The organism is uncultured Lutibacter sp. (assembly GCF_947493565.1).
GTDB classification, from domain to species: domain Bacteria; phylum Bacteroidota; class Bacteroidia; order Flavobacteriales; family Flavobacteriaceae; genus Lutibacter; species Lutibacter aestuarii.
This window is the reverse complement of sequence record NZ_CANLRG010000001.1, coordinates 1-23,336: the sequence shown is the minus strand read 5'-3', so window position 1 is coordinate 23,336 and position 23,336 is coordinate 1. Positions and strand designations below refer to the sequence as shown.

At 29.4% G+C, this 23,336-nt stretch carries 16 protein-coding genes, 1 tRNA gene and 1 pseudogene; 3 read left to right on the top strand and 15 right to left on the bottom strand.

Features of this window, described 5'->3' with window-relative positions; genetic code table 11:
* Positions 1–69 precede the first annotated feature (69 nt).
* The 12 genes from Q0714_RS00090 to Q0714_RS00035 all read right to left on the bottom strand — a co-directional run bounded on the left by Q0714_RS00090 (position 70) and on the right by Q0714_RS00035 (position 19,776).
* Positions 70–1,383 (bottom strand): glycoside hydrolase family 2 TIM barrel-domain containing protein, encoded by a 1,314-nt coding sequence (locus tag Q0714_RS00090; protein WP_298262255.1) that lies wholly within the window; start codon positions 1,381–1,383, stop codon positions 70–72.
* 1 nt (position 1,384) lies between these two features.
* The gene (locus Q0714_RS00085) at positions 1,385–2,902 is read right to left on the bottom strand and encodes a sugar porter family MFS transporter (RefSeq protein ID WP_298262254.1); all 1,518 of its coding nucleotides are present in this window, start codon (positions 2,900–2,902) and stop codon (positions 1,385–1,387) included.
* A 6-nt stretch (positions 2,903–2,908) separates the two neighbouring features.
* Positions 2,909–4,402 carry a glycoside hydrolase family 30 protein gene (locus Q0714_RS00080; RefSeq protein ID WP_298262253.1) on the bottom strand — a complete coding sequence of 498 codons (1,494 nt, stop codon included), beginning with the start codon at positions 4,400–4,402 and terminating at the stop codon, positions 2,909–2,911.
* A gap of 136 nt (positions 4,403–4,538) precedes the next feature.
* Positions 4,539–6,206 carry a family 16 glycosylhydrolase gene (locus Q0714_RS00075; RefSeq protein ID WP_298262252.1) on the bottom strand — a complete coding sequence of 556 codons (1,668 nt, stop codon included), beginning with the start codon at positions 6,204–6,206 and terminating at the stop codon, positions 4,539–4,541.
* A gap of 21 nt (positions 6,207–6,227) precedes the next feature.
* Positions 6,228–8,276, bottom strand: coding sequence for a PKD domain-containing protein (locus Q0714_RS00070; RefSeq protein WP_298262251.1), 2,049 nt, complete (start codon positions 8,274–8,276; stop codon positions 6,228–6,230).
* 14 nt (positions 8,277–8,290) lie between these two features.
* Positions 8,291–9,784, bottom strand: a complete 1,494-nt coding sequence (locus tag Q0714_RS00065; RefSeq protein WP_298262250.1) for a RagB/SusD family nutrient uptake outer membrane protein — start codon at positions 9,782–9,784, stop codon at positions 8,291–8,293.
* Positions 9,785–9,795: 11 nt separating this feature from the next.
* Complete coding sequence (locus Q0714_RS00060) at positions 9,796–12,837, bottom strand: TonB-dependent receptor (RefSeq protein WP_298262249.1); 3,042 nt, start codon at positions 12,835–12,837, stop codon at positions 9,796–9,798.
* A 279-nt stretch (positions 12,838–13,116) separates the two neighbouring features.
* Positions 13,117–15,933 carry a triple tyrosine motif-containing protein gene (locus Q0714_RS00055; protein WP_298262248.1) on the bottom strand — a complete coding sequence of 939 codons (2,817 nt, stop codon included), beginning with the start codon at positions 15,931–15,933 and terminating at the stop codon, positions 13,117–13,119.
* A 66-nt stretch (positions 15,934–15,999) separates the two neighbouring features.
* The gene (locus Q0714_RS00050) at positions 16,000–18,096 is read right to left on the bottom strand and encodes a tetratricopeptide repeat-containing sensor histidine kinase (protein WP_298262247.1); all 2,097 of its coding nucleotides are present in this window, start codon (positions 18,094–18,096) and stop codon (positions 16,000–16,002) included.
* Between the two features lie 117 nt (positions 18,097–18,213).
* Positions 18,214–18,942, bottom strand: a complete 729-nt coding sequence (locus Q0714_RS00045) for a M15 family metallopeptidase (protein ID WP_298262246.1) — start codon at positions 18,940–18,942, stop codon at positions 18,214–18,216.
* Positions 18,912–19,340, bottom strand: a complete 429-nt coding sequence (locus Q0714_RS00040) for a DUF4440 domain-containing protein (protein WP_298262245.1) — start codon at positions 19,338–19,340, stop codon at positions 18,912–18,914. The genes Q0714_RS00045 and Q0714_RS00040 overlap by 31 nt, the downstream gene beginning before the upstream one ends.
* A 1-nt stretch (position 19,341) precedes the next feature.
* On the bottom strand, positions 19,342–19,776 hold the full coding sequence (locus tag Q0714_RS00035) for a GNAT family N-acetyltransferase (RefSeq protein WP_298262244.1): 435 nt from the start codon (positions 19,774–19,776) through the stop codon (positions 19,342–19,344).
* A 103-nt stretch (positions 19,777–19,879) separates the two neighbouring features.
* Between Q0714_RS00035 and Q0714_RS00030 the strand changes: the two genes are divergently transcribed.
* Complete coding sequence (locus tag Q0714_RS00030; protein ID WP_298262243.1) at positions 19,880–20,308, top strand: GNAT family N-acetyltransferase; 429 nt, start codon at positions 19,880–19,882, stop codon at positions 20,306–20,308.
* A 57-nt stretch (positions 20,309–20,365) separates the two neighbouring features.
* A tRNA-Gly gene (locus Q0714_RS00025) sits at positions 20,366–20,438 on the top strand.
* A gap of 31 nt (positions 20,439–20,469) precedes the next feature.
* On the opposite strand, the gene Q0714_RS00020 is transcribed toward Q0714_RS00025, so the two are convergent.
* Positions 20,470–21,114 (bottom strand): rhomboid family intramembrane serine protease, encoded by a 645-nt coding sequence (locus tag Q0714_RS00020; RefSeq protein WP_298262242.1) that lies wholly within the window; start codon positions 21,112–21,114, stop codon positions 20,470–20,472.
* A gap of 106 nt (positions 21,115–21,220) precedes the next feature.
* Here Q0714_RS00020 and Q0714_RS00015 point away from each other — a divergent pair, with 106 nt between their 5' ends.
* Positions 21,221–22,102, top strand: a complete 882-nt coding sequence (locus Q0714_RS00015) for a lipid A biosynthesis acyltransferase (protein WP_298262241.1) — start codon at positions 21,221–21,223, stop codon at positions 22,100–22,102.
* Positions 22,103–22,108: 6 nt separating this feature from the next.
* On the opposite strand, the gene Q0714_RS00010 is transcribed toward Q0714_RS00015, so the two are convergent.
* Together Q0714_RS00010 and Q0714_RS00005 are read right to left on the bottom strand one after the other, a co-directional pair.
* A complete protein-coding gene (locus tag Q0714_RS00010) occupies positions 22,109–22,936 on the bottom strand; it encodes a hypothetical protein (protein ID WP_298262240.1) in 828 nt (275 codons plus the stop codon).
* 16 nt (positions 22,937–22,952) lie between these two features.
* Positions 22,953–23,336 (bottom strand): annotated as a pseudogene (locus tag Q0714_RS00005) (phosphoglucosamine mutase); the annotation flags it as partial.

The window sequence follows — 23,336 nt, the reverse complement described above, 5'->3', positions numbered from 1 at the left end:
TTTTTGGTATTACAAAAACCTCTTAAAGTTACTGAAAGAGGTTTTATTTTTAACTATGATATTTTTTTATTATTCTACTTTAAAAGGAATATTTGCTGTTGCAGCATGTCCATTTCCATCACTTGCATAAACAAATAAACGATAAATACCCTTTTTTGGCGTTTTAAAAACATACTCACCATTGTCCTCATTAATCACTTCTACACTAATCGCTTTAGGTCGTTCTTCGTAATCTCCACCATCTTGTAAATCAGTGCTTTCAGGTAAAATTTCCCAAGAATATTTAATAGCATCATTTTCAAAATCGTAAATTTTAACTGAAGCGGTTCCTTCATCTCCATATTTAAAAATTACATCTTCGTAGGCTGTTTTTCCATTTAAGGTAAATGCTTTTATTTGTGGTGTTCTATTTTGAGGCCATGTACCATTCCAAATATAATGCATTACATCAACCGATTCTGTTTCATCTCCATTTTCTAAAAATATACCATACCAAGTAGGGGTTCGTTCTTGTTTATTTCCCCAAAGAAAAACATAAGAACCTATACATTGCAAAGTATCTGCTTGAATACCTTTTTGGTATCTTTTTAAATAATTAGCTGCTTTTAAAGTGCTGTTTTCTTCAATTGGAGCTCCCCAACTTGTTTTAGGAACTTCCCAATGTCCTGTTGCTCCCCATTCTGTAACCATATAAGCACCTTCCCAACCAAATTCTCTAACTAATTTGGGCAAGTTTGGTAAATCTCCATACATTTGTAAAGACAATATATCTAAATCTGAACAACGCTCTTTTATTAAATCAACTTCATTTTTAGAAATTCCTGCCAAACTAGTGGTAGTTAAGTGATTGGGATCAATTTTATGAATCATTTTAGAAATGTCATTAACTGCATTCCAAACTTTAGGATTTGTATATCTTAAATTCAACTCATTTCCAATACCCCATAAAAGTAAAGCTGGATGATCTTTTAATGCTAATACTTCTTTTTTAATTCTTTCTAGCTGGTTATTTACTGCAATTGTATCATTATAATCAAAACCATGTCTTTCTCTACCAACTTCAATTCCCATTGCAACCATTAGCCCATTTTTATAAGCCTCATCTAGAATTTCTTTTCCACTTTTTTTCCCATTTTCTGTTCTCCAAGTTCTAAAAGAATTTCCTTTATGTTTCGCTAATGACTCAATATTACCGTGTTCTAAACCAGCTCCCTTTATATAAAATGGTTTGTTATTTACATACAATTGAAATTTTCCATTTTCTTTTTTAAGTGTGACTTTTACAGGTTTATTTTTTGTGATTATTTGCTCACTTTTTGATTGATTGTCCTTACAACCAACAAAAAGAAAAATAGCAATAACTAGTCCAATTATTTTTTTCATCTTATTCTACTCTCATTAATAATTCTTCAACTTCTTCTAAACTTCTTCCTTTGGTTTCAACTATGTATTTTAATACAAACAATAAGGATAATACTGCCATTAATGCATAAATAGCAAAGGTAATTGTAGGTCCTAAATTGGTCAATTCCCAAGGGAAAAATTGAGTCACCGTATAACTTACTAAAGAGTTAAAGAAACCAACTGCTGAAATAGCTATTCCTTTCACATTTCCAGGGAAAATTTCTGATAACATTGTCCACATTACAGGTCCTAATGAGATTGCAAATGCAGCTACATATAATAAAATTGCAATTAATACTAAGGTTGCATTAATACTTATAAAGTTTTTTACCTCGTATCTTTTGAAGTTAAAAAGCTGTTCTTTAGTTAAAATTTGTTCTAAATTTTCAAACAATTCATTCTGTGAATTAAATGAAGTTCCTTTTATTTGATTAAGCGCTAATTTTAACTCGCTATTTTCAATTTTTTGAAGATTGTTTTCATTAAAATCATACGTTGCATTGTTAAATGCTAATGTTGCCATAGTCAAGGCAATAGTCATAGCAGAAGTTCCAATTATCAATAAAGGCTTTCTACCTAATTTATCAATTAACCTAATTGCAACCAGTGTAAAAACCAAATTAGTAAGACCTACAACTATTGCCTGTAAAAATGATGAATCTGTACTGCCTCCGGCTTGTTCAAAAATAGTTGGAGCATAATAAAAAATAGCGTTTATCCCTGTAATTTGTTGAAAAAATGCCAATCCAAATGCAATGATTACGACAGTGGTCATTCTTTTACTAAAAAAATCTGCATAAGTTCCTTTAGCTTGCTTTTTAGCAACTCCTCTTAGAATTTCTTCAATCGTAATTTTAGCAAATTGTTTACCTCCAATTTTGTTCAATATCTTTTCAGCCAAATCTACTCGATTCAATTTTTGAATTAGCCATCTTGGGCTTCTAGGCACTATAAATAGCGCTAAAAAATATAAGAATGCAGGAATTGCTTCAACTCCTAACATCCATCTCCAACTCTCTCCTTCAATATCTTTTAAAAAATAATTTGAAAAATAAGCAACTGAAATACCTATAACTATGTTTAATTGATTTAAAGAAACTAAACTTCCTCTTAATTTTGGCGGAGCAACTTCTGCAATATAAATTGGAGCTATTAAAATTGCGCCTCCTATACCAACTCCTCCAATTATTCTTGCTATTACAAATGAAATGTAATTGGTTGCTAATGCAGACCATGTTGCTGAAACTGTAAACAATATTGCTGTAACTATTAATAGTTTTTTTCTTCCATATTTATCGCTTAGTGGTCCTGCAAAAATATTTCCAGCCATAGCCCCAAAAATGACACAACCTACTGAAAAACCAAGCTCCCAATCAGACATTTCAAAATAAGACCTGATTCCTGTTATAGCTCCAGAAATAACAGCACTATCAAAACCTAGAAGAAAACCGCCTAAAGCTACAATAAAACTGATGGTAATAGTATATGATTTATTCATAATAATTTAGTTTAAAATAATCGTTTGAATTGATCTACCTGATATTTTAACATTTGAAGTTTGATTATCAATTGTAAGTCTGTAATCTATTTCAGCATCGTTTTCGTTTAAAACAACTATTACAATACTTCCATTAATATTTTTGAATGATGTTGCGCTTAAATTATTTGATGTTGATCCAGTAGAGATTCGTTTAGCTCCAGGTCTAATAAATTTTGAAAAATGACCAATGTAATAAAACGAGTTTGTAAAAGTAAGTTCTCCTGTTTGTGTATTGCCATGAACAGGAGCAAAACATAAGTTTCCAACGTGGTTTGGGCCACCAGTTTCGTTCAGCAAGATATTCCAATCTGTCCAAGCTACTGTTCCATTATTAAAATCGTTAATCATTGCTTTTGCATAACGTTCTGCCAGTTTTGGATCTCCTATTCTATTTATATCGTAAGCTTCGTTACAACCCTCTGTAAAAATTAATTTTTTATCTGGAAAACTTTCATTTACAGCAGCTACATTTTTAAACATTGGCGTTCCATCTTTCCAATCTTCATACCAATGAAATCCTGTACCCCAAACATATTTACTGGCTTCAGGATCCTTTAAAATTACACTTGCTCTATCAAAAAGTAAATCTCTATTATGATCCCAAACAATAATTTTTTTATCTCCCAAACCTTCTTTTTCAAGCGTAGGTCCTAAATAATTTTTTAAGAAATCTCTCTCTTCTTCAGCAGTATATATACAAGATTCCCATCGTTGTACAGCCATTGGTTCATTTTGAATAGACAATCCCCAAATTGGAATTCCTTCTGTTTCATATGCCTTAATAAACTTTACATAATAATTTGCCCAAGGCTGATAAAATTGAGATTTTAATTTTCCTCCTTGTAACATACTATTATTTGTTTTCATAAATGCAGGAGGACTCCAAGGGCTTGCATACATTAACAATTTACCACCAGCAGCTTCAATAGCTTTTTTAGTAAATGGTATACGATATTTTTTATCATGGGCAATTGAAAAAGTTTCTAATTTTTCATCTCCTTCTTCAACATAAGTGTAACTTTCACTTGAAAAATCACAGCTATGTATTATGGTTCTTGCCAACGAATAACCAATACCTTTATCTAAGCTAAAATAAGCTTCCATAAAACGTCTTTGTTGATCTTCACTTAACTTGAAAAATGTCTCGGCTGATGCATCGGTAAGTGCCGCACCTATCCCAATAAACTCTTGAAATTGTTTGGAAGTATTAACAAAAATTGCTACATCCGTTTCAAATGGTTGCTTAAGCGAATTAAATTTTATACTTCCTATGCTTTCTAGTTTTTGTGTTGTTTTTGATGACGTTTGAAAAATTTCATTTTTCGTTAATAAAAGAGTTTCAACGATATCTTTATTAACATCATTATTTTTAAAATTAGAAGTATTACAGCTAGTAAACAAGGCTACTAACAGGCAAAATAATCCTAGTAAGTTTCTATTTTTAGAATATCTAAACATTAAAGTTGAATAAAGTTATTATAGGTATTAACAGTGAAACATTTTTTGTTTGACTTTATCAAAAGTTTTAAAATTTGATGAAAGGTCAGAATAGTATTTTCTGACCTTTTAAATCAAATCTATTTTAAAAACTCAATTATTGATAAACTCTTACATAATCCACTTCCATAGAATCTTCTGTAAAACCAGCATCTATTGTTCCTCCTAAAGATCCTCCCATTGCAACATTTAAAATCATAAAGAAATTATCGTTAAAAGGTAAATCTCCATTATTAGCCAGTTCATAAAATTTTATGTCATCAACAAATATTTTAAGTGAGTCTTCAGTCCATTCTAAAGAATAAACATGAAACTCTGTTGAAGTATTTACTACAGCTGTAGTTTCACCATAACTTGCATTTGCATTAGTTCCAGAATCAAACCAGTGACAAGTTCCTAAAGTATTATTTTTATCAGCACCTGTTTGTTCCATAATGTCTATTTCACCACTAGCAGGCCATCCAACAGTACTAAAACTATCTCCTAGCATCCATATTGCAGGCCAAGTTCCTTGAGAAGCTGGTAATTTTGCTCTTACATCAACTCTACCATAAGTAAAGCTATATAAATCTTGAGTTTTTAATCTTGCTGAAGTATAACCTCCATTTCCATCTGATTTAGCTGTAATTTTTAAAATACCATCTGTTATAGAAACATTTTCTGCATTATTTGTATAGGTTTGTTCTTCACCATTTCCCCAGCCTCCATCGCCAAGATCGTATGTCCATTTTGAAGCATCTGGAGCTCCATCTGTATCAAATTCATCTGACCATACCAATTCTGAAAATCCTGTTTCCTGTACTGGTTTTGTAGAGGTAAATAATTGATACCAAGCAGCTCCAACAGACGAAGCTTCTTCAACTCTAACTAATAAATAATCTTCAGATATGCTAATAATATCATAAGTACCTGAACCTACATACCATCCTAAGAATCCTCCATCTGATATTTCAAAAGATGTTTGTCTATATGCTGTGTCATAGTAATTTCCTTCCAATGCAGCTCTGGTAGATGAAGGAAACATAGAAACATTTTTAACTCCATACATTGTTGTTGCAACAGTTTCATCATGACACGTATCTCCATCAACACCTAATACACCCGCATAAGTTCCAGGAATAAACGCTGGTCCAGCAGTCTGTTCAAATGTAATGCCATTTATTGTTTTAGTAAATACAAACTCATCAGCATACATACAAGATTTTTCATCATCCCAAGGTTGTATTGCATTCCACCAATTTGGCCAAGCAAATTCACCTCCACCGTAATCATCATTTGCAGGTCCCATACCAACATGCAATGGTAAATCAGATGCCCAGTACCAAGTTTTACCCTCACCTATAACACCTCCACTTAAAAGATCTTCGGCTTCTGCATCAGTAAATGAGCTGTATACCTCTATATCAACAGTAGTAGTTGATGTAACCCCTCCAGTACCTATTGCACTAACAACTACAGTAAAGTTATTTACTCCTACTTTGGTAAATCGATGCGTAATTTTTCCAGATGGAGCAACTTCAACATAACCATCTCCAAAATTAAATTTATAGCTTATAACATTATCCGCAACAGCTGTAAATGTTACAAAACCTGTTCCATCACCATTTAACAGATCAGGATTACTCAAATCTTGCCCGATAATTTCTGCAGTTACTTGGACATTTGAGGGAGCAACTATATCTCCAAATTCATATTTTTCTTCTTCACAACTAACTACAAGCGTTAATGTAAGAAAAAGACCTAATATATATTTTATATTTTTCATAATTTACTTTTAAAATTATTTTTAATTTTTTACAATATCATCTATGTATATTGTATAATCACTTGAACCATCTCCTGCTGTACCATTATCCATTATCAATACCATATTATAATAATCAACGTTTGGATCTACCCCAGTTAAGGTGAAACTTAATTCTTCCCATGTATTTGAAGTTGTTGTTTCTGCTACAATTTCAGCAGTTGCCTGTGTATTTGGCCAAGGGGTAGCATCTTCAAATTTCATCAATAATTTTAATCCTGCTCTTGGCGACCATACTTTAGCTCTTATTGTTATTGATTCTTCAATGCCAAAAGGAGTATCTACAGTAATTTTTGAACCTGCCCACGTTTGACCAGCTCCTTTAACTAATTTTGCAACTTTTAAAGAAGAATTCCCATTAGTATCTGGATTGTCAACAATTGAAATTTCTCCACCATCAAATGAACTTATTTCTAACTCTGGCTCAAAATCTAAGAAAGAAGCAACAGAGATATCATCTACATAAATTGTATAATCACTAGATCCATCTCCAGCGGTTCCATTATCCATTATCAACACCAAGTTATAATAATCAATATTAGGGTCTACCCCAGTCAAGGTAAAACTTAATTCTTCCCAAGCATTAGAAGTTGTAGTTTCTGCTACAATTTCGGCAGTTGCCTGTGTATTTGGCCAAGGGGTAGCATCTTCATATTTCATCAATAATTTTAATCCTGCTCTTGGCGACCACACTTTAGCATTTACTGTAACTGATTCTTCAATACCAAAAGGAGTATCCACAGTAATTTTTGAACCTGCCCACGTTTGACCAGCTCCTTTAACTAATTGAAGTACTTTTGCTGATGAATTTCCATTAGTATCTGGATTGTCAATAATTGAAATATCACCGCCATCAAATGAACTCAGCTCATAAGGAGATTCAAAGTTTATTGGTAATACTCCAGCAGCAGGGTTTCCTGTAGCTTCCTTCCAAAAATATAAGTTATCTATAAATACGGTAACCCCATTTGAAACAAATAACATTTGTGTTATTGCAGACATATCTGTAGTAAATTCAGATAATGGAATATCAACACTTACCCAAGCACCTGCGGTAATTTCGGAAATTGTAACTTCATATTCTTTTTCAGGAGAACCATCTGGTTGGTTGGTATTTACAATTTTAAAACCAATGCTTTCTGCATCGTTAGTCCAATAGTCAAAATGAATATATTCCATTGCGGAAACATCAGTTGGGTTACCATAGTCAGTAACAATTCCTGTATAATTTAAATAATCGTATTTTAAAATATTATCTCCATCTACATCAAAAGGAGATAAAATAGTAGATTGTCCCCAGCCTGGATTCCATTCAGTAACTGTAATGTTAGAATATACATCACTAAAAATTGAAACTACATCCGCTTCATTTCTATTTCTTGGAGTTGGAGCTTTTTCAATTGGTTGAAGAATTTCAGTTACTTCAAATTCAACCGAATATTCATTGGTTTCAATTGCAGCACCTTTAACTACCACTTTTATAGTATAAACACCTGGTTCTGCATATACATAAGATACGGTTTCACCAATATTCCCTGAAACTGGCTCATCATTTCCTTCTTCACCAAAATACACTTCAAACATCGTAGCGTAATCTGCTGTTGCTTTAACGTTTACTTGTTTTGAAGTTGCTTCATCATTTGTAATTTCAACAACCAAATTTTCAGGAGCTTTAAAAGAAACTACCAATGGTTGTATAATTTCAGTCTTTAATCCTGATACACCTGTTGCTACCACTTTTACATCATAATTACCTTCTGCATAAACATGAGAAATATTTTCTCCTTGCTTGACTTTAACTGGTTCAACGGTACCATCTCCTAAATAAATAGTATAATTAACAGCTCCTTGGCTATTAGGTGTAATTGTAACTAAGCCTGTATTATCTTGTGTAATATTAAACTCAGCTACCACATTTGTTGGAGCTAATATGCTATCAACAAAATTTGTATTACCAAATTCATCTTCACTACAGCTAAAAACCACTGTGATAAGTAAAAGAATAGGTAAAATATATTTTAATGTTTTCATAATAATCGTGTATTTTAATATCCTGGATTTTGATTCCAATTACCATTTGAGAATTGAATTTCTTCTAATGGAATAGGAAATAATTCATTTTTATTTGCTGTAAAACCATCAATTTCTTGTGCAGCTCTACCTGTTCTAACTAAATCAAAGAAACGAAGCCCCTCTCCTGCAAATTCAACTCTTCTTTCCGCTAAAATTGCATTGTATAAATTAGAACCCGTGTAAGTAATTCTATGATTTTGGTCTCCAAATGCTCTGTCTCTAACAACATTTAAATATTCTGCAGCTTTTGCATCATTACCAGATTTGCTATAGGCCTCTGCAGCCATTAGTAATACATCAGAGTATCTTATTGCTCTATAATTATTTGGATTTGTAAGTTTTAAATCTAATGCCGCATTTTCACTTCTTTTTCTAGGAATATATTTTCTATTAAAATAAAACGTATTTTCATGTTGAATTGTGTATGTTGCTCCTGTTTCTTCCATCCAAGATATCATATCTAAAATGGTTACATCTTTTCTTAAATCATCTTCTTCAAAAGCATCTACAACTTCTTGTACTGGAAGGTTAAAATTGTTTCCTGCTGTAAATAAAGGTCCTTCATATCCATAAGGGCCACTATAACCAACCATCACATTTCCTTCAAAATATTGTTCTTGTCCGTAACTTGCACCCTCTACATCTGTATATTGTACTTCAAAAACAGATTCAGGACCATTTTCACCGTCCATTTCAAAAATTTCATCATAATTTTGAACCAATGTATATAGACCAGAATTGATAACTTTTTGTAAAGTTGAAGCTGCTAGTTCGTATTTTGCTGCTTGATTTGTTGAAGATGCTTCATATAAATACGCTTTTCCTAATAAAGCTAATGCAGCTCCTCTTGTTGCTCTACCTTGCTCATAGGCAACTGGATCTAAATTTTCTGAAGCAAAAATTAAATCTTCATAAATTGAAATATACACTTCTTCAACTGAAGATCTAGGGATGGTAGTTTCATCACCAGGAACAAATCTTTCATCTCCTTTCATTGGAATTCCACCAAACCATTTAACCAGTTCAAAATGATAATAGGCTCTAAGGAAACGTGTTTCAGCAATGATTTGATCTTTGCCCTCAAACTCTGTTTTATCTTTAAACTCTAAAATATAGTTACATCTTTGAATTCCTGCAAACATAAAATCCCAAGATTTTTTAAGCATCACATTTACAGGAGTGTGAATCATATCATCAATTTGTTGATAACTTGGGACATCGGTAGGGCTATTTCCACCACATAAAGAATTATCGGATGCAATTTCTGACATTAATACATTAATTGCTGTTGATTGCAAAAGGTCGTAAGCTCCTATTAATGCGCTTTCATATTCAGCTTTAGAATTAAAGTAATTCTCAGAATCAATAGAATATTCAACAGGACGCTCAACAAAATCATCACTACAAGAAATAATTATTGTTAAAAACGCTGTTAAAAGTATAGTATTATATAAATTTTTTTTCATTTTAATACGTATTAAAAGTTAATGTTTAAACCTACCATATATGTTCTTGGAATTGGGTAAAACCCATCATCAATCCCACCACCAATAGGTGCTCCACTTGAAGCTCCAGGATCATAACCTCTGTATTTTGTGAACGTATATAAGTTATTTGCACTTGTATATAGTCTTAATTTATCGACTCCTATTTTTTCTAATAAATCAGGATTAAAAGTATAACCTAATTGAATATTTTGAATTCTAACATACGATGCATCTTCGACATAATATGTGGAGAATACATTGTTAACAGAGGCAGCAGTTGTTACTCTAGGTGTACTATTGGTTGTTCCTTCTCCTGTCCATCTATCTAAAACATAATTTAGGTTATTTGCATCTGGATAAATACTTTCATAATTTCTTACCATATCATTACCAACAGAGGCAAAGGTGTACATTGAAAAATCAAAAGATTTATAATTAAACTGGAGGTTTAAGCCCATTGTTGCCTCTGGAATAGGGTCTCCAATATTAGCTCTATCATTTACATCAATAACACCGTCATTATTAGTATCTACATATCTAAAATCTCCTGGTGCAGATTCAGCTCCTAAAGCAATTTGTGAAGGATGTGCATCTACTTCATTTTGATTTTGGAAAATTCCATCGGTTTTATATCCATAAAAATAACCTATTGGTTGTCCCACTTCCATTCTTGATGGAGCTGGTTGAGAAATACCAAATACTCCTCCTTCAATAAACTCAGTACCATTAATTTCTGTAACTTCATTTTTAAGGAATGTTACATTGTAAGCTACATTTATTGAAAAATCATCTGTAAAGTTATTTTTATAATCTACAGAGAATTCTAAACCTGAGTTTTTTACAGTACCTGCATTGATGGTAGGTGAAGCCGCTCCAGGCGCTCCAGGCCCTAAAATTCCAGAAGTAGGAATAAATGGAATTAATAAATCTGCTCTAGTATCAATAAAATAATCGGCAACAACTCCAACTTTATTATTCAATAATTTTAAATCTATACCTACATCAAACTTTCTTGCTTCCTCCCATTTTAAATTTGGATTTGGAATTTGTCCTGTTGCCACACCATTAATTAAAGCACCATCAAAAACGTAAGTAGCTTCACCTGACAGTTGAGAAATATATCCATTTGTTGGAATTCTATCATTTCCTAAAGCACCGTAGCTACCTCTTAATTTTAAGAAGTTTAACACTTTAGATTCACCAAAGAAACTTTCGTCAGATAAAATCCAACCAGCAGTAAAAGATGGAAAATACCCAACTTTATTTCCTGGGCCAAATTTAGTTGAAGCATCTCTTCTTATCATAGCTGATAAAAGATATTTTCCTTTAAAATCGTATTGTAATCTACCAAAGTATGAAAGCTTTCTTTCATCAAAAGTATATGAACTTACAGGAATTACACCTGGTGCTGGTGCCCCGTTTGCTAGCGAAATATCTGCATTACTCCAAGAGTTATTTGGTATATCGTATCCTGTTGCATATAATCCATTTCCCCACTCTTTAAAAATAGTATTACCTAAAGTTCCAACAATTTTATGGTCATCATCAATTTGTTTGGTATAAGTTGCATAAATATCAAATGAATAATCGTTGTTATTAATTGCATTTTGATTAACTGAACTTCTTGCTACATCAAAAACTTTTCCTCCATAATCAACAATTTTTGCAAAGCTTTTACTTTCGCTGTTTGAGGTATTAAAGCCTATAGAACTTGATAAAACTAAACCTTCCATTAAGGTATAATCTAATCCAAAATTACCATTCAACTTTTTGAAATTATAATCGTTATACGTATTTGCAATTTGAGCTAAAGGGTTAATCATTTCATTTCCTAAATTTCCAATTGGAAAAACTGTATAGTCACCATTGGCATCATAAGGAGCAAGTGTTGAAGGGCTATTTACAGCATTTAATAATACTGATGCATTACCACCTTCTGGAAGGGTTTTTCTATTAAAATAAGTATAAATAACATTTGATTTTAATTTTAACTTATCTGAAAGTTCAGCTCCTAAAGATATTCTTGCAGTATTTCTTAAAAAACCCGATTTCTTTCCTCCAATAATTCCTTCTTGATCTAAATGCGAACCACTGATGGCATAAGTAATTTTATCGGAACCACCAGTCATAGTAATATCATGACTAACAATAGGCACATTGGTTTCAAAAACTTCGTCTTGCCAATCTGTACCTTTACTTAAACCTGATATATTTGGAAAAGGAATTTGTGCTCCACCACTTACGTAACTTTCATTAAGCAATGCTGCATATTCTGTAGCGTTTAAAACATTTAATTTTTTTGAGGTTTCTTGAAATCCATAATAAGTATTATAAGAGATTTTTGCTTTAGAGTTCTTTTTACCCATTTTAGTTGTAATTAAAATTACTCCATTTGCTCCTGTAGAACCATAAATAGCTGCTTGTGCATCTTTTAATACTGTAATAGTTTCTACATCATTTGGGTTTAACAAACCTAATTCTCCAATATAACCATCTATAATAGTTAAGGGTTTATTATCACCGTTTGTTGCAATACCTCTTATTCTAATGTTAATATCTGAACCAGGAGCCCCAGATGTGGTAGTAACATTTACTCCACTTACTGTACCTTGGAGTGCTTGTTCCATTTTAACTGGCTTAAGATCTTCTAAAGTTTGACTGTCTACTACAGATACAGCTCCAGTTACTTCTCTTTTTTTCTGAGTACCATACCCTACCACTACTACTTCATCAAGACTCTGAGTGTCTTCGGTAAGTGTTACATTTAACAAACTGCCATCGTTAATAACAATTTCTTTAGTTACAAAACCAAGATAGGAAAAGACTAGTGTTTCCCCTTTTTGAACATTAGACAATATAAAGTCTCCATCGAAGCCAGTCGATGTTCCTTTTAATGTATTTTTGACTACTATAGATACACCTGGTAAAGGTGATCCACTTGCGTCAACTACAATTCCTTTTATTTCATAGTTTTGTGCATATCCGTATATACCTACAAAACTTATAAAAATTGATAATAAAAATGATTTCATATATTGATGAGTTAAGTTTTAATAAAACTAGTGCTAAAATTTCCTTAAATCTAAAAAGCTACCTATACAAAAAACATACAGTTTATAAATCTTTCCTTTTTAAAAAGAATAATAATGAATGTTAATTTTATATCAAATTGAATAAATTCAGTGTTTTTAATAGAATTTTAACCTACTTAAAATAAGAAAAAAATATTTGATAAAATTTATAACTATAAGGTTATAGTTAATAACATGTTGTGGTAATGTTGTGGTATTTTTTATACTTGTAGCATTAACTTATAACTCTAAAATATACTCAACAAGGCTTTTTTCGTGTTCCAGATTAATTTTTTTACGCAAGCGGTATCTTTTAATCTCAACACTTCTAACAGAAATATTTAATAACGGAGCTATTTCTTTAGAAGATAAATTTAATCTCAAGTAAGCACATAGCCTTAAATCATTTGGAGTTAATGTAGGATGTAGTGATTTTGCTTTCTTTAAAAAATCACTATCAGCATTATTAAAAGCTTCTTGAAAAGCTTCCCAATCATCATTATTATTTAAATTTTGATTGATAATTTTTAAAACTCTTTTTACATTGTCTGTGCTATCTTTCTTTGATAACTCGTTTTTTATAGTACTTAGCAACTCATTTTTCTTAATAATATTCATTGCAGAGGCTGATAACTCTCTTGTTTTACCTTCCACTTCATTCCTAAGTTTTTCATTTCTCAATTTCATGATAACCTTATCATTTTCTAATTGTGAAAGTGTAAATTCTTGTTGTTTTTTTTCAATTAACTTACTTTTTTGTTTGGTATAATAACGCTTATAAAAATTATGAATTAAAAACACCATTAAAATAAATAATAACGAATAAAAAACAAGCATTAAATTAGATATAAACCAAGGTCTTTCAATGGTAAATGAATAGTTTGCAGTATTTTTTGATAATTTATTTCCTACGCGAGCATTCACTTTAAAAGTGTAATTTCCATAAGGTAAGTTTTTAAAAGTTGCTTCGGAATTTGTTGACCATTTACTCCAATCATTGTATAATCCAACTAGTTTATACTGATAATTAATCTCTGTAAATTTTTCATATTCTGGAACACTAAAATTAAAACTTAAATTGTTATTTTTAAATTTAAAAGAATGGTTATCATTTAACAATTTTACTTTAGATTCATTCAAATTAATGGAAGCTTTAGTAATTGAAGTAATTTTAACTTCATAATCTTTATCAATAAGTTTATCTAAATTTAAAATAATATAGCCTCTTGCAGTACCTATAAGGTAAGATTGATCTTTTAAATGAGTTAAACTTTCATAACCAGCAATATCTCTTCTTTTAGATTCAGGTAATGGTATTCTATTTATTTTTAACGTATTATTTAAAATTCCAGGTGAAAAATATACGATGCTCTTATCTAAAAACCCCCATAAGGTATTGGTTTGGCTATTGGTAATCAATTTTCCAGAATAGTAGCTGTCATTTTTAAAAAATTGATTTGTAAATAATGAATCTAACTCAAAAAAATGTTTATCCTTGGAGTATTTAAAAACCCCTTTTTCAGATGAATAATATAAATTATTATCATAACTCACCAATCCTGATTTTAGTCCTTTTGTAACAGAAGTTTCTTCATTAACTTCAACAACTTTTTCAAACTTCTTATCTATTTCTAATTTAAAAACCCCTTTATATTCATGACTTACAAATAGTTGATGGGTTTCTGAAAATTCGAAAAATTTACTTGAAATATCAAATCCTGTAATTTTATTTTTAAAACGCCAAGAATCATTAACTTTTTCAAGTATGTTTAATCCGTTATAGTTGCCTTGTATCAGTAAATTTTCTTGTGTAGGAATGGGTTTAATATCCCAAGTTCCCTGAACATCAGAAATTAATTTTGCTTGATTATTTTTTATTATATATGTCCCAATATCATGTCCACAAAATAAGGTATTATCATAAATTGCTAAAGACCAAACTTGACCGTTAGTACCTTTAATGAAATTGAATGTTGTATTTGAATTTAATTTTTTATAAAATAATCCTTGATTGGTTCCTAAATATAAATAGTCATTAAAAATTACTGAAGTGTAAACTGAACCTAATTTCCCTTTTACATCATTAAAAACTTTAAATGGAGAACTAAAATTTACTATGCTAATTCCATTATCTAAACCTAACCATATATTTTGATCCTTATCTTGAAATATTGATAGGACAGTATTGTTATTGAGTCCTACTTCTTGATTAATTTGATTGATTAAATTACCCTGACTATCAATATGATAAATTCCATTAGATATGGTTCCTAAAATAAAACTATTATCTTCTAATTTAATACTACTATAAACACTGGACGCTTCTAATATTTTATTAAATTCTATATTCCATTTGGTTTCGCCATCTTCATCAATAAAGTAAAACCCTTTTTGTTGAGTTTGCAGTAACAATTTAGCTTTAACTTTAAAAATATTGACAACTATATTATTTTTAAAAATCTCATTTGTAGAAATGGGTAATACTTCTCCATTTTCAACCTTATAAACTCCGTCATTTATTTTTTGAAAGTAAATAATCCCTTCAATATTAAAGGCTTTTGTAATAGGGGTTTTAGAATTAATTATTTTAAAACTCTTATCTAACGTATTGTAAATATATATGCGATTGAGTGATTGAAATAGTATCCACTTATCTAACTCTAATATTTTCCAAAATTGTTCATCTTCAATTAAATCTTCTTTTAAAGTATTACTTAATGAGGTGTAATCTAAAACCCCAAACTCATTTTTTTCCCAAAAGCCAAACTCCATATAACATCCTGTATAAACTCTATTTTTCACAACATTAACAGAACGTAAAATTGTATTATTTGGAGATGGATATAAATTCCATTTCTCACCATTAAATTCAAGCAAACCACTATTATTTGCTATATAAATATAATTTTCATTTGATTGAGAAATTGCCCAATTTTGATTACCTCCTGAATAATTAAGTGGTGAAAAGTTTTCTATTGGAGGTAATTCTTGTGCTTTGATGTTTGCACAAATTAAAAATGTTAAGATTAAGGCTATTTTTTTGAATATATTTAACATTAAACTATTAAATTTTAAATAATAAAAATACAATTTTTATTATTGATACCTGTTAGTTAAATAAATTTAAACGTTTAATGTTAGCTTTTTTATATTATTTGATTGGTTAGCTTTTTCCCAATTGGGTAAAGTAAATGAAAAAGTACTTCCTAAGGTTAACTCACTTTCAACAAAAATTTCACCTCCATGCCTTTCAACAAATTCTTTACACAAGATCAATCCTAAACCAGATCCTTGCTCATTAGAAGTACCTAATGTTGATTTTTTGGTTTCTATATTAAATAAGTTTTTAAGATTTTCTTCAGAAATTCCAATACCCGAATCTTTTATAGAAATTTTAGTAAATCCATTTTTTGTATTAGAAATAATTTCAATTCTTCCCTCTGATTGTGTAAATTTAATTGCATTTGAAATAAGATTTCTCAAAATGGTACTTAACATGTTATCATCAGCATATAAAAAAATATTATCTTGTATTTTATTGGCTATTTTTATATCCTTATTAAATGCTTGAATTTCTAGAAAAGAAATTACGTTGGCTAATTCTACTTTTAAATCAATTTTTTGAGGGTTAAACTTTAAATTTCCAGACTGTGAGTTTGCCCAAATAAGTAAATTATTTAATAAACTAGATGCCTTTACAGTTGAACCTTTTACAACCTTTAAAAATTTTAATTGTTTTTCTTCAGTATATTCGTTTATATTCTCAATTAATAATTCCGTAAAACCTTTTATAGAATTAAATGGATTCTTTAAATCGTGTGCAATGATAGAGAAAAATTTATCTTTTGTAATATTCATTTGTTTTAAAACATCTCGTTGCTCCTGCATTTCATTATTTAATTTGCTAATTTGATAATTTTTAAACTCCAATAAATTATAAGCTTTTTTCTTAGATTCTTGCTCGTAAATAAATAGTATTATTAAAAAAGCAAAAATTACTACTGCTCCAATTAAAAAATAAATTAACTTTTTCTCATTATCATATTTTAACTGTGTTATTTCATTTTCAGCTGCTAAATTATTAATTGTTAGCTCTTTTTCTTCTAATTTATTTAAAGCATTAAATAATTGAATTTTTTTATTACCATCAATTTTTATTAAACTGTCTTTAGATGTAGTATATTTCTTATAATAATTTAATGCTTCTTTAAAATTACCTAGCCCATCATATGCTACAGATAAATTCAAAAAATTAAGTCCTTGATATTCTAAATTACCAATCTCATTAGCTATTTTATTACTTTCATTGGCTTTCTTTATAGCTTCTTTAAAATTACCAGAGTTATTATATAAATCTGAAATATTTAACAATACAAGACTTCTTAAATCTTGGTCTTTAATTTCATTTGCTAATTCTAATGCTTTTGAAAAATAAGATTTTGATTTTTTAAATTCTTTTAATTTTATATAAGTATCTCCAATATTATTGTAAGCAATTGCGATGCCTGCCAAATCATCAATTTCTTTATATAGTACAATTGATTTCTTAAAAAATTCTAATCCTTTATTAAAATTTTTCTCATCAATATTGGTATTTCCCAAATTAGTGTAACTACTTGCTTCTCCAAATTTATCTCCTATTCTTTTATAGATTTCAAAAGCATCATTATAGTAACCTTCTGCAACTTTAAAATTTTCCTGTGCATAATACAAATTACCTATATCTGTATAATTATTGGCTATTCCAATATCATTTTTCAGCTTTTTATAAATACTTAAAGATTTTAAATAAAAATCAATAGCTTTAGATTCGTTGTATAAATGTGTATAACAAAAACCTATATAGTTATTTGTCATGGCTTCTTTCAAGCTATCTTTGAGTTCTATATATAATAATCTAGCTTCTTTATAATTTTGGATTGCTAAATTATGTTCATTAAAAAACTCATAGCTATATCCTAAATAAAAAAGAATATCGGCTATTTTTTTTTGATCATTTATATTTTTAGCTGTTTCTAAAGCTTTATTATAAAAAAATAATGAAGAATCGTTTTCTTGTTTTAAATAAGTATCTGCAATTTTTAGTGCAATTGAAATTTTGGTGGAGTCTACTGATGCGTTATACAGTTCCGCTTTTAAACTTTTTATTGAAGTTGAATCTTGACCATATAATATGGATGAAAAAATGTAAAAAAGAAAAAAAACAACAATTTTCCGCATCAATTAAAATTTAAATTTGCTGAAAGAGTATAAAAGCACCACCATTCATTCAGCTAAGCAAGCCATTTACTGCTTCAAATATACCATTTATCTAAATATAAACAAGTTAGAATCATTCTATTTTAAATTTTTGTTTATATCTAAAATGTTTTCTAAAGTATATTTTGCAATAATTTGATCAGTTATATATTTATTTCCTTTTAAGGAATTTTCTTTAATTATATCATTCAAATCTAGTATCAAAAACTGTTTTAACATAGGTTTTGAAATTGATTGATAGCTATAATGCCATGGCTCATATTTAAACCCTTTTCTATCCTTATCATTGTTATAGACCAAATAAAAACCAAATCTTTCTGAATTTATATCCATCCACTTTTTTAATTTGGAAAAGCTTCCATTTTCATTATAATTTTCTTCAATTAAAAGCTCTTTTGGTTTAATTACCGCTCCGTCAATAATATCAATATCTGTACCCCAATGATGTCTCGATGTCCCTGGAATTGTAGAATATTCAATAATTTTTTCAATAGCTCTCTGTGGAGTTAAACCCTCAGAAACATAGGATGCATACTTTCTATTCCAAATACTTAGCTGCCGATCAAAACTTCTATAAGCTGAGACAATTTGAATTAGTATTCCATCTTTTTTGGCTTGTAAAGACATTTGTTTAAAAGCTTCTAAAACTTTAGGTTGAAGCTTGTAATTTTCTCCTATCAAATTTAAATTTCCTTGGCCAGTTAAAGCGTTTTCAGAATATTTAATTTGAGAAAACACCATTTCTTTACCATAAAATATTAGTGAAATTATTAAAACTACTCTGAATGATCTGAAATAATTACCCATTTACCATCTATTTTTTTAAATATTAAAGTGTAAACTCCATTGGCATTGCCAACAGTTCTTTCTAAGTGATATTTGCCTGTTAAAGAATATAAATCTTTTGCTAAAAAATTAATGTTTAATATTTCAAATGTCAACTTTCCTGTATGCTCTTTACTTGGGTATCCTTTTTTGTAGTTTTCTAATGTTTTTTGCCAACCATATGTAATTCCATTTTTTCCAATAAATTGAAGCTTATCCGATTTCCAATAAACATTCATATAAGCATCTATATCTCCATTACTCCAATCTTCGGCACTTTTAAGCAAGGCTTTTTTTATTTCAATTTTATCTTTTTTTTGGTCAATTGAATGACAACCAACCAACATTATAATTGAAATTAATAACAACGTTTTTTTCATTTTATTTTAATTTTTTAAACATTACATAATGAGCTCCAACCAACGGTATTTCAAAAAGTTCTCCTAATGTTTCTAAGCCCTGTTTTTTATAAAAATCAACTGCAATTACTCTAGCATTGCACCAAAGTATATCAATATTCATTTTAGTTAGTATCGAAAAAGCTGCTTGTAACATTAATTTACCGGCTCCAGTACCTTGAGATTCAACTAGTGTAGCCATTCCTCTTAATTGATACTGTTTCCCTCTAAAATTTTTATTTTCAGCTTTCATATAACTTGAAACCGCTATAAGTTTTTTATTTCTATAAGCACCAATATGAAATGTATTTTCATCAAAATCACCATTAAATTTATATGGTAATGGAATATTTTCACGTAAAACCTCTAGCCTAATTGGATAAGTTTCTTCTGCAGAAATTTTTTTAATTTGAATCATTGATTATTGAATATATTACTGCTGGTTACCTCTGGCATAAATTTGTTCTGTTTCTAAAATTATTTTCATAAAATTGTTGTAACAATGCTAAATTACTATTATTATGCAAAACATAGAAATAAAGTTGATTTCAAAAAAACATATTTTAAACATACTACCTCTATTAAAAGAATTAAATACAACAACTAAAGAAACCATTTTAAAAAAACGAGTGTTAGAAATGTCTACCTATCAAAACTACAAATGTGTTGGCGTGTATATTGATAAGCAATTAATTGGAATTACTGGATTATGGCATTTAACAAGACATTATTGTGGAAAAACTATTGAACCAGACCATGTAATAATTAGTGATACATATAGAAACAAAGGAATTGGAAAAATTTTATTTAAATGGATTCATAACTATGCGCAAAAAAATGGTTATGAAGCCTCAGAATTAAATACTTACATAAACAATATTAAATCTCATAAATTTTATGAATTAAAAGGGTACAAAAAATTAGGCTTTCACTATCTAAAAATAATTTAAATTTATTTAAAAAACGTTTGCAAAAATGTAAAAGGATTGTATATTTGCACCACCAACGCGAGAGTAGCTCAGTTGGTAGAGCTTCAGCCTTCCAAGCTGACTGTCGCCGGTTCGAGCCCGGTCTCTCGCTCAAAAAAAGCCAAACTTAAGTTTGGCTTTTTTTATTTTAATTTATTTCCAAATAGTAATAAAAGTACTATAGGAATTCCTAATAAAACAACCGTAGTAAAACTATGTGTAAATACCTGTGGGTAAACCAATAATAACAATGCATACCCTCCAATTGCTCCTCCCAAATGAGCTGCATGACCAATATTACCCATCTTATTTTTCATTCCATATATAGAATATAATAAATATCCTACTCCAAATATATACCCAGGAATTGGAATTGGTAATGGAAACATAAATAATTGCATTGCAGGGTTTAATAAAATTGCCGCATAAATAATACCTGCTACAGCTCCAGAAGCCCCAACTGCACTATAATATAATTCATCTTTATGAAACGTCAACGTCAAAAAATTTCCTGCAAATAAACTTCCAAAATAAAGTATTAGAAATTTTACAACACCTAACTTAAAAATAATAATTGGCGCAAAAATATAAAGCACATACATATTTAAAATTAAATGTAAGTAGTCTACATGTAAAAAAGCAGAAGTAAGCATCCTTATTTTTTCACCTCTGTTAATGGCACCAATTTGAAATTTGTACTTATCAAAAAACAAACGATCGCTAAATCCTTTTATTGAAGCAATCACATTAACTAAAATTATTAAAAGAAGAGTTTTATCTATATTCATTATTGAAATATTTTAATTAAGCGAAAGTATAAAAAAGTTATGATATTGATTTTTTTGTAAGCTAACTTTTAAAAATTAAATACGATATTTGCAGCTTATATTAGTTATGAATTTAATAGTTTACATTTTAGTATATCCCATTATTTGGTTAATTTCAATTTTACCTTTTAAAATTTTATATTTTATTTCAGATTTTCTTTACGTAATTATTTATTATGTTATTGGGTATCGAAAAAAGGTAGTATACAACAATTTAAAATTGGCTTTTCCTGAAAAAACCAATGAAGAAATCATTCAAATTAGTAAAAAATTTTACAGTCACTTTGTAGATATTTTTATGGAAATGATAAAATCTTTTACCATTTCTAAAAAAGCTTTGGACAAGCATTACAAATATACAAACCTCACTTTTTTAAATGAATTATATAAAGACGGTAAAAGTGTTATTTTAACTGGAGCTCACTATGCAAATTGGGAATGGATTTTAGGTTTAGACCCTTATATAAGCTATAAAACGTACGGTGCTTTTACTAAATTAAACAATCCTTATTTCAATAAAAAAATTCTAAAATCTAGATCTCGTTTTGGTGTTAATTTGGTACCTACTTCTAAAACTATTTCAGAAATTGATTCTAATGAAAAAAATAAAATCCAATCTATGTATGGATTGCTAAGCGATCAATCACCTCAATTAAAAAAGACTTTTTATTGGAACCATTTTTTAGGAATTAAAGTCCCTATTCATACGGGTACTGAAATGTTAGCTAAAAAATACGATATGAATGTTGTATTATTTGAAACAAAAAAAATTAAAAGAGGTTATTATGAAACCACTTTTAGTTTAATTACAAATAATGCCCTAAAGTATCCTAATTACGAACTTACCGACGTGTTTTTAGAAAAAATTGAACAATTAATACGCAAACAACCTCAGTACTACTTTTGGACTCATAAACGTTTTAAGCATAAGGATAAAGCTCCTAATTAAGTTGTTTTATAAACTAAATCTAACTCCAAAAACATACATATTTTCAAAAAAAGTAAAATTTTGAGAAGCAGAATCTGATGTACTTGCTGTTGTTCTAATATCCTTCATATTAATATAGCCTACTTTAATATTAGATTGAATAAAAAAGTGTTTAAAAAATGTAATATTTAAACCTGCATGAGCACTAATACCATAACCAGAAACATGGAATTCATCATAACGTTCTTTACCTAATAAAGTTGTATTGGTTTTAGGATATAGTAGTCCAACTCCAACACCTTCGGTTAAATTAATATCTATGTTTTTAACTTTAAACTTCAGCCAGTTATCTAAATTATCAAATCTACTTACTTCAATATTTACATAATTCAGCCCATCAGTATGTTCAAACAATAAAAAATCTTCTGTTAAAACGATTTCATCATTAGTATAATTTCCATCAAAATCGCCTCCTAAATTAATCGTTCCATTAATTTTTACAGTTTGATCATTTTTCATTACATACTTCATATGATCTACTCCTAAAGCTACCGTGTAATTTTCTTTAAAAAAATAACCAATTCTAAAGTTCGTTTGAGGAATGGTGATTTCATCAGGTTTAAAATAATAAATACCAAAAGGCTTTGGTTTGTCTTTTGCCTTTACATTAGAAAGTGTAAAATTATAATTATCTCCTTTAAAGGTAATATCTGATGTAGAATAATGACCTCTATTCCATCCCCAATAAGCAAAAAACTTTCCCTTATTTAATCCGGAATCATTATAATTAGTAGTTTGTGAATGTGTAACACTACTGAATAGTAATAATACAATTACAATTATTTTAAATTTCATAAATAGCTTTATTATTTTATATACAATTTTTAATTTCAGTCATTAGTTTTTGTGCTAATGCATCTGCTTTTGCTTGCGAAGTACTTTCGGTATAAATTCTGATTATTGGCTCGGTGTTTGATTTTCGTAAATGAACCCATTCGCTATCAAAATTAATCTTTACTCCATCTATAGTTATCACCTCTTCCAACTCGTATTGTACTGCTATGGTTGATAAAACCTCGTCTACATCAATCTCTGGAGTGAGCTCTATCTTATTTTTACTCATATAATAATTTGGATAACATTCCCTCAACTCTTTACAACTCTTTTGTGAATGTGCTAAATGTGATAAAAACAAGGCAATTCCTACCAACGAATCTCTCCCATAGTGTGAGGCTGGGTAAATAATTCCTCCATT

Coding starts and splice junctions, on each gene's coding strand:
- Q0714_RS00055 (WP_298262248.1), bottom strand. CDS start 15,933: ATGTTAAATATATTCAAAAAAATAGCCTTAATCTTAACATTTTTAATT.
- Q0714_RS00070 (WP_298262251.1), bottom strand. CDS start 8,276: ATGAAAACATTAAAATATATTTTACCTATTCTTTTACTTATCACAGTG.
- Q0714_RS00045 (WP_298262246.1), bottom strand. CDS start 18,942: ATGGGTAATTATTTCAGATCATTCAGAGTAGTTTTAATAATTTCACTA.
- Q0714_RS00010 (WP_298262240.1), bottom strand. CDS start 22,936: ATGAAATTTAAAATAATTGTAATTGTATTATTACTATTCAGTAGTGTT.
- Q0714_RS00015 (WP_298262241.1), top strand. CDS start 21,221: ATGAATTTAATAGTTTACATTTTAGTATATCCCATTATTTGGTTAATT.
- Q0714_RS00040 (WP_298262245.1), bottom strand. CDS start 19,340: ATGAAAAAAACGTTGTTATTAATTTCAATTATAATGTTGGTTGGTTGT.
- Q0714_RS00085 (WP_298262254.1), bottom strand. CDS start 2,902: ATGAATAAATCATATACTATTACCATCAGTTTTATTGTAGCTTTAGGC.
- Q0714_RS00080 (WP_298262253.1), bottom strand. CDS start 4,402: ATGTTTAGATATTCTAAAAATAGAAACTTACTAGGATTATTTTGCCTG.
- Q0714_RS00075 (WP_298262252.1), bottom strand. CDS start 6,206: ATGAAAAATATAAAATATATATTAGGTCTTTTTCTTACATTAACGCTT.
- Q0714_RS00065 (WP_298262250.1), bottom strand. CDS start 9,784: ATGAAAAAAAATTTATATAATACTATACTTTTAACAGCGTTTTTAACA.
- Q0714_RS00020 (WP_298262242.1), bottom strand. CDS start 21,114: ATGAATATAGATAAAACTCTTCTTTTAATAATTTTAGTTAATGTGATT.
- Q0714_RS00035 (WP_298262244.1), bottom strand. CDS start 19,776: ATGATTCAAATTAAAAAAATTTCTGCAGAAGAAACTTATCCAATTAGG.
- Q0714_RS00030 (WP_298262243.1), top strand. CDS start 19,880: ATGCAAAACATAGAAATAAAGTTGATTTCAAAAAAACATATTTTAAAC.
- Q0714_RS00050 (WP_298262247.1), bottom strand. CDS start 18,096: ATGCGGAAAATTGTTGTTTTTTTTCTTTTTTACATTTTTTCATCCATA.
- Q0714_RS00090 (WP_298262255.1), bottom strand. CDS start 1,383: ATGAAAAAAATAATTGGACTAGTTATTGCTATTTTTCTTTTTGTTGGT.
- Q0714_RS00060 (WP_298262249.1), bottom strand. CDS start 12,837: ATGAAATCATTTTTATTATCAATTTTTATAAGTTTTGTAGGTATATAC.